This is a genomic window from Amnibacterium sp. (assembly GCF_036559085.1).
In the GTDB taxonomy this organism is placed as follows: Bacteria; Actinomycetota; Actinomycetes; order Actinomycetales; family Microbacteriaceae; genus Amnibacterium.
Genome location: NZ_DATBTU010000046.1, coordinates 1 through 7,455 on the forward strand (window position 1 = coordinate 1; position 7,455 = coordinate 7,455).

Annotated in this window: 6 protein-coding genes; all 6 read left to right on the top strand. The window is 71.3% G+C overall.

What is annotated here, in order from left to right; all coding sequences use genetic code 11:
* The coding region (locus tag VIG76_RS08300) for a glycosyl hydrolase (RefSeq protein ID WP_331953034.1) at positions 1 to 2,604 on the top strand (2,604 nt) is incomplete at its 5' end.
* A 152-nt stretch (positions 2,605 to 2,756) separates the two neighbouring features.
* Positions 2,757 to 4,058: an ABC transporter substrate-binding protein gene (locus tag VIG76_RS08305; protein WP_331953036.1), complete on the top strand. Its 1,302-nt coding sequence runs from the start codon at positions 2,757 to 2,759 to the stop codon at positions 4,056 to 4,058.
* 81 nt (positions 4,059 to 4,139) lie between these two features.
* A complete protein-coding gene (locus tag VIG76_RS08310) occupies positions 4,140 to 5,087 on the top strand; it encodes a carbohydrate ABC transporter permease (protein ID WP_331953038.1) in 948 nt (315 codons plus the stop codon).
* A gap of 3 nt (positions 5,088 to 5,090) precedes the next feature.
* Positions 5,091 to 5,933 (top strand): carbohydrate ABC transporter permease, encoded by an 843-nt coding sequence (locus tag VIG76_RS08315; RefSeq protein WP_331953040.1) that lies wholly within the window; start codon positions 5,091 to 5,093, stop codon positions 5,931 to 5,933.
* Between the two features lie 32 nt (positions 5,934 to 5,965).
* The gene (locus VIG76_RS08320) at positions 5,966 to 7,132 is read left to right on the top strand and encodes a GDSL-type esterase/lipase family protein (protein WP_331953042.1); all 1,167 of its coding nucleotides are present in this window, start codon (positions 5,966 to 5,968) and stop codon (positions 7,130 to 7,132) included.
* The coding region (locus tag VIG76_RS08325) for a Gfo/Idh/MocA family oxidoreductase (protein WP_331953044.1) at positions 7,129 to 7,455 on the top strand (327 nt) is incomplete at its 3' end. The genes VIG76_RS08320 and VIG76_RS08325, both read left to right, overlap by 4 nt.

Below are 7,455 nucleotides of genomic sequence, written 5' to 3' on the forward strand. Positions count from 1 at the left end.
GAGCGGCTCGGTGACGGCGCATTCGGCGCGGCGGTGTCACTCCCCCGGGCGGCGGATGCGCCGTCCGAGGCCTGGGTCGAGTACCGCTTCACGGAGCCCACGACCGTCGCGTCCGTCACCGCGGGGCTGCCGGGACCGGGCGGCTTCGGCGCCGCGCCCACGCCCGAGGCGGTGCTCGAGCGCAGCGATGACGGTGCCTCGTGGGAGCCGGTCGCCGTACTGGCCGCGACCGGCGTGCCGGTGCGCACCGCGTCGTTCGCACCGGCGACCGCTCGCCGCTTCCGGCTGCGGCTCACCGGGGCCACCGCCGCGTCGGCCCTCCCTCGGCTCGCCGCGGGGGTGCGCGTGCCGCCGGTGCTGCGCGGAGTCGACCGCTTCACGATCAGCGAGCTCGCGCTCTTCGGCGACGCCCGGGTGCACGCGGCCGAGTGCAAGGCGGGGTTCGGGATCCTCCAGGACTACTTCGCCGCGAACGGCGGACCGGACGCGCATGCCGCGGTCGACCCGGACGGCGTCGCCGACGTCACGGCGCTCGTCGACGCCGACGGGGTCCTGCGCTGGACCCCGCCGCGGGGCGACTGGCGGGTGCTGCGGTTCGGTGCGTCCCTGACCGGCAGCACCAACGGGCCCGCTCCCGCCGAGGCGACCGGCCTGGAGGTCGACAAGCTCGACGGGGCCGCGGTGCGGCGCCACCTCGACGCGTACCTCGCGATCGCGACGCCGGCGGGCGCGCTGCACGGCCTGCTCAGCGACAGCATCGAGTCCGGGCCGCAGAACTGGACACCGCGGCTGCGGGAGGAGTTCGCGGATCGCCGCGGGTACGACCTGCTGCGGTGGCTGCCCGCCGTGGCCGGGCTCGTGGTGCGGGACGCCGCCGCCACCGATCGGTTCCTGTTCGACCTGCGGCGCACGATCGCCGACCTGGTCGCCGAGCAGTACTACGGCACCATCCGGGACGAGGCCCATCGCCGCGGACTCATCTATTACGCCGAGGCGCTCGAGGACCACCGGCCGCAGCTCGGCGACGACCTCGCCATGCGCGCCGCCGCGGATGTGCCGATGGGCGCGATGTGGCTGTTCGATCCCGGCACCGGCTCCCCCGCGCCGACCTACGTGGCGGACCTGAAGGGCGCGTCGTCGGTCGCGCACGTGTACGGCAAGCGCTGGACCGGCGCCGAGTCGATGACCGCGTTCCACCGGCCCTGGAGCTACTCGCCCCGCCACCTCAAGCACGTCGCCGACCTCGAGCTCGCGCTCGGCGTCACCCGGTTCTGCATCCACACGTCCCCGCACCAACCCGTCGGCACACCGCCGCCCGGCATCGGACTCGCCCCGTTCCTCGGGCAGGCGTTCGTGCGCTCGGAGCCCTGGGCCGAGCTCGCCGGGCCGTGGATCGACTACCTCGCCCGCTGCTCAGCGGTGCTCAATGCGGGCACCCCCGCGGTGGACCTCGCGGTCTTCCCCGGGGAGGAGGCCCCGCTCACCGCGCTGTTCGGCGAGGAGCCCGACACGACGGTGCCACCGGAGATCGGCTTCGACTACATCGGGCTGGAGGCGCTCGAGTCGGTGACGACCGTCGTCGACGGCGACCTCGTCGTGCCGGGCGCCCGCTATCGGGCGCTCGTGCTCGCCGGCTCCAGCCGCTTCATGACCTGCCGCGCCCTCCGCCGGCTCGCGGCGCTCGTTCGGGACGGGGCCACCGTCATCGGCGAGCGGCCGACGGGCACGCCATCGCTGGCGGACACCCCGGAGGAGCACGCCCGGCTGGTGTCGGCGATCTGGGACGCGCCGGACGGCGCCGGACGGGTGGTCGAGACTGCGGACGTCGCCGAGGCGCTGCGCCGGATCGGCTTCCGGCCGGCCCGGATCGTCGAGGGCGACGGGGTGCGCTGGATCGGCCGCCGGCTCGACGGGTGCGAGATCACCTTCGTCGCGAACGGCGAGCCCCGGGAGCGGCTCGTGGACATCCGCTCCACCGCCCCGCTCGTGCGGTGGGACCCGGTGTCTCTGCGCCGCGAGCCCCTGACCGCAGGCGAGGTCGATGCCTCGGGGCATCGGTACCGTCTGCGGCTCGGGCCGCTCGAATCGGTTCTCCTGGTGGACGACGACCGTCCGCTCGACCCGCCCGGCGAGATCCGGACCGTGCCTGCTGACGCCGAATGGACGCTCGAGCTGCCCGATCGCGCACCGCTTCGGCTCGAGGACGGCCCGCGCTCGTGGACGGACCTGGGCGCCGACGATTTCGCCGGGACCGGCCGCTACACGGGCACGGTCCGCCTCCCCGACGGGTGGCGGCCGCAGCGGGTGGTGCTGCAGCTCACCGACGTCGGGGACGTCGCCCGGGTCAGCGTGAACGGCACGGTGTGCGGGACCACCTGGACCACGCCGTTCGAGTGCGACGTGACGGACGCGATCCGTGCCGGGGCCAACCGGATCGTCGTCGAGGTCGCGGGCACCTGGATGAATCGGCTCATCGCGGAGGCCCGGCAGCCCACCGGGGAGATCTTCGCGCCGGTCGCCTCCGTGTATGAGCCGGACGCCCCGATCCGACCGGCCGGGCTCACGGGCCCGGTGACGCTGCTGGCGACGCTCCCGCCGGGATAGCCGGGGACCCTTGGTTTCCTTATGCCGAGGATCCGCAACTATTATGTTGATTTCCAGCGAAACCTCTGCGACGCTACCCGTGTCCCGAGAGGGGAATCGGCCGGCACCTCCCCGCGGCCGGTCAGACGAAGAGGTCTATTGGAAGGCTTGTCATGCCACAGCACACGACGAGGCGAGTCCGCCAGGTAGCAGCGCTCGCTGTCGCCACGGCGGTCGGCGTCTCACTCGCCGCCTGCTCCAGCGGGAGCGGCGGCGCGTCCGCGAGCTCCTCCGCCAAGGAGCCGCAGACGTTCTCGTTCGCGTTCTCAGAGGCGAACACGAGCGACACCTCGGCCCGTCAGGTCGCCGACGCGTTCATGAAGGCCCACCCGGGCGTCACCATCCAGTTCCAGAAGCTCCCCGCGGAGAGCTACGCCCAGGCGATCGCCACGCGGATCCAGGGCGGCAACGCTCCCGACGCGTTCGAGGCGGAGTCGGGCATCGGCCAGGCGGACTCGATCCAGCCCTTCGCCAAGGCGGGCCTCCTGCTCGAGCTGGCGAACCCGCAGATCAAGACGGACCTCGCGCCCGCCGGCATCGACCAGTTCTCCTACGGCGGCAAGGTCTACGCGGTCTCCCGCGGCAGCGGCGTCAACGGCATCATCTACAACGACGTCGCCGCGAAGGGCGCGGGCATCAGCCTCACCGGCTCCTCCACGTTCAACGAGGTGCTCAACGGCTGCGCCGCCGCCAAGGCGAAGGGCAAGTCCCTCTTCGGCCTCGCCGGCTCGATCCCCGCGAACACGTCGATCCTCGCCCACGAGATCGCCACGTCGACGGTCTACGGGCCCGACCCGAAGTGGAACGCCGAGCGCAACGCCGGCAAGGTGAAGTTCGCCACGACCCAGGGCTGGACCGACGCGCTGAACGCGATCAAGACGCTGAGCGACAAGGGCTGCTTCCAGCCCGGTGCCGGCGGCGCGGGCTTCGACGCCCTGACGAACGGCTCGAGCTCGGGCAAGCTCTTCGGCTTCTTCGCCCCCGGCGGCGCGGCCGCGAGCATCGAGGCGGCCTCCGGCGGCCACGTGAAGCTGACCGTGCTCCCCTTCCCGGCCCCGGCCGGCGTGAAGACGTACGCCTCGGTCAGCTCGGACGAGGCCATCGCGGCGAGCGCCAAGACGAAGAGCCCGAAGCTCGTCGAGGAGTTCCTCGCCTACATCGCGAGCCCCGAGGGCCAGAAGATCATCTCCACCGGCACCGGCTTCCCCATCGGATCCAAGGACGCGAGCCAGCTGCCCTCGACCTACCAGGACGTGGCACCGGTCGTCATCTCCGGGGACACCCGGTCGTTCCCGCCCCTGGAATGGGCGAACGGGAAGGTGAACGATGACCTCGGCGCCGGCATCCAGGGCATCCTGAACGGCCAGAAGACCGCGGCACAGGTGCTGCAGCAGATGGACACCGACTGGGGTTGATCCCTCCGGGGTGGAGCGTCCTCGGACGCTCCACCCCGTTCCCCGTTCCCCCACACTTCTGAGAGGTCGAGGTTGACCGAGATGACAGCCACCCAGGGCCGGGTCCCCGCCGCAGTCGCCGCCGAGCCGGCGCCGGCACGAGGCCGACGGACCGGGCCGGCACGGGTCGCATACGGGTACTGGTGGTGGTGCATCCCGGCGGTGCTGCTGACCGGCACCACGATCTACGTCACCACGGTGTCGGGGGCGTTCTTCGCCTTCACGAACTGGTCCGGGATCGGGTCGTTCGACTTCATCGGTATCGACAACTTCGTGCGCATCTTCCGCACACCGGAGCTGCTCGGCTCCCTCACGAACACGCTGGGCCTCGCCATCGGCTACCTGGTGTTCAGCAACGTCATCGGCATCCTGTTCGCGCTGGCGCTGAACCGCACCCTGAAGACCCGCTACATCCTCCGCACGCTGATCTTCATGCCGGTCGTGCTCAGCCCGATCGCGGTGTCCTTCGTCTGGAAGTTCATCTTCGCGTTCGACGGGCCCCTCAACCAGACCCTCGGCGCGGTCGGCCTCAAGGGGCTGCAGCAGGACTGGCTTGCGAGCCCGGCGCTCGCCCTCGGCTGCGTGCTCACCGTGATGGTCTGGCAGAACATCGGCTTCGTCATGGTCACGTACCTCGCGGGCCTCGCCACCGTCCCGCCGGAGCTCGAGGAGGCCGCTGCGCTCGACGGCGCCGGCACCTGGCGGCGGTTCCGCAGCATCACGCTGCCGATGATCCAGCCGTCGATCGCCATCGCGACGACCCTGAGCCTCATCCAGGGCCTCCGGGTGTTCGACCAGGTCGCCGCCCTGACCGGTGGCGGCCCGGACAACGCCACGCAGACGCTCGCGAGCGAGATCTACCAGCAGACCTTCACGTACCAGCAGTTCGGCTTCGGCGCCGCGATGGCACTGATGCTGAGCGCCCTCATCCTCATCTTCACGATCGCGCAGCAGCGCGTCACCCGTGACCGCACCGAGATCGGAGCCTGACGGATGTTCCGCTACACCCGGGCCACCCTCGTCATCGAGATCGTGACGATCATCGCCGCGATCGTGATGCTGCTGCCCTTCTGGATCCTGCTCGTCACCGCGTTCAAGACCGGTGACCAGGTGCTGAAGAGCTCCGCCTTCGCGCTGCCGGGCCAGCCCACGCTGCAGAACTTCGTGACGCTGCTCTCCCCCGCGTCGAGCTCCTCCGGCAACATCTTCGCCGGGCTCGGCACGAGTCTGCTGATCACCGGCGGCACGATCCTGTGCCTGATCGCGCTGGGGTCCATCACCGCCTACGTGCTCTCCCGCACGACCCGGAAGTGGGGCAACCGCACCTACTACCTGTTCCTCATCGCCATCATCCTGCCGACCCAGCTCGGCACGCTGCCGCTCTACATCGGCGCACGGAACCTCGGCCTCGTCGGCAACCCGATCGGGATGATCCTCATCTACAGCGGCCAGCTGCTGCCGCTGTCGGTCTTCCTGTACACCGGCTTCTTCCGCCGGCTCCCCCGCGAGTACGAGGAGGCCGCCACGATCGACGGCGCGAACCGCCTCCAGGTGTTCGCGCGGGTCGTGTTCCCGCTCATGTCGCCGGCCACCGGCACGGTCGCGATCCTCGCCGGCCTGATCTGCTGGAACGACTTCTTCACGGCGCTGATCTTCCTGAACGGCACCGAGTGGCAGACGCTGCCGGTGGTCATGTACAACTACGTCGGCTCGCTGGTCTCCCAGTGGAACCTGATCTTCGCCGTGGTGATCGTCTCGATGATCCCGATCCTCGCGTTCTACGTGTTCGCGCAGAAGCGGTTCATCCAGGGCTACGCCGGTGGCCTCAAGAGCTGACGGGCTCGAGGCCCGGCAGGAAGCCGACCGACATGGATGACGCGACCCGGACCCTGATCCGGAGCGCGGTGCACGGCGCTGCGACGGTCGTGGACAGCCCGACGGGCTGCCGCCCTGTCCGGCTTCCGGACTGGGCGCTGGCCCAGGTGGATGATCCGATCCTCCGTCTGTTCGGGAACACGACGTCGGGCGTGCGGCTGTCCTTCGTCACCAGCGCGACCTGGATCGCGCTGACGGCGCTGACCGATCGCACGATGTTCCCCGGTGCGGATCCGGCGCAGGACCCGGCCTTGTTCGTCGCGACCGTCGGCGCCACGACCGTCGGCACGAGCACCGACCGCAGCGGTGCGATCAACCGGCTCATCGGTCCCGGGATCCCGCGGTACGACCGGGTCGACGGCGAACCGGTGACGCATCGGTTCGACCTCGGCGCCGTTGCTGACACGCGCACCGTCGAGATCTGGCTCCCGAACACCGCAGGAGTCGAGATCCAGGCGGTCGTCGCGGACGCCCCCCTGAAGCCCTCGCCGCGGGCCGTAGGGAGGCGCTGGACCCACTACGGCAGCTCGATCAGCCAGTCGTCCGAGGCGGACTCCCCGCTCGGGGTGTGGCCGGTGATCGCCGCGCGGCGACTCGGTCTCGACCTCACGTCGCTCGGGCTCGGCGGCAACGCGCACCTCGACCAGTTCGTCGCGCGGATGATGCGGGACTCGCCCGCCGACCTGATCAGCATCAAGATCGGGATCAACGTGGTCAACGGCGACACCTTGAAGCGACGGACCTTCGTCCCGGCCCTGCACGGGTTCCTCGACACCATCCGCGAGGCGAAGCCGGCGACGCCGATCCTGGTGATCTCGCCGATCCTCTGCCCCATGCACGAGGACACCCCCGGCCCGCTCGGCTTCGACCCGGCGCGCGGGCTGTTCCCGGTGCCGTCGTCGCTGCCGGCGGCGCTGACCGGAGCGCTGACCCTGCGGGATGTGCGAAGCATCCTGCGGGCCGCGGTGGAGCAGCGGCGAGCGACGGATCCGAACCTGAACTACCTGGACGGCCTGGCGCTGTTCGGCGAGCAGGACCTCGACCACCTCCCCGACGGCCTGCACCCCGACACCGTCGGGTACGAGCGCATCGGCCGGCGGTTCGCCGACCGGCCCGAGGTCGCGCAGTGGGCGGCGTCGACCGGGACGGTGGCGCGATGAGCGCCGACGAGGAGGGCCGCGTGCTCCGGACGGCGCTCGTCGGCTTCGGCGGGATCGCGCGCGGGCTGCACGTCCCGCTCCTGGGGTCGCTGCCCGAGTACCGGATCACGGCGGTCGTCGCCCGTTCCGACGGGTCCGCCGAGTCCGCCGGACAGGCCCTGCCCGACGCCACGCTCCACCGGAGCGTCGCGGAGCTGGTCGCCGCCGAGGACGGCATCGACCTGGCGGTCGTGACCGCCAGGGACGACGCCCACGTCGAGCTCGGCCTCGCGCTGCTGGGTGCCGGCATCCCCACCGTGATCGAGAAGCCGCTCGCGCCGACC

Bases quoted from the DNA above. Each gene is read 5' to 3' on its own strand.
- VIG76_RS08305 (WP_331953036.1), top strand. From the start codon at position 2,757: ATGCCACAGCACACGACGAGGCGAGTCCGCCAGGTAGCAGCGCTCGCT.
- VIG76_RS08310 (WP_331953038.1), top strand. From the start codon at position 4,140: ATGACAGCCACCCAGGGCCGGGTCCCCGCCGCAGTCGCCGCCGAGCCG.
- VIG76_RS08315 (WP_331953040.1), top strand. From the start codon at position 5,091: ATGTTCCGCTACACCCGGGCCACCCTCGTCATCGAGATCGTGACGATC.
- VIG76_RS08320 (WP_331953042.1), top strand. From the start codon at position 5,966: ATGGATGACGCGACCCGGACCCTGATCCGGAGCGCGGTGCACGGCGCT.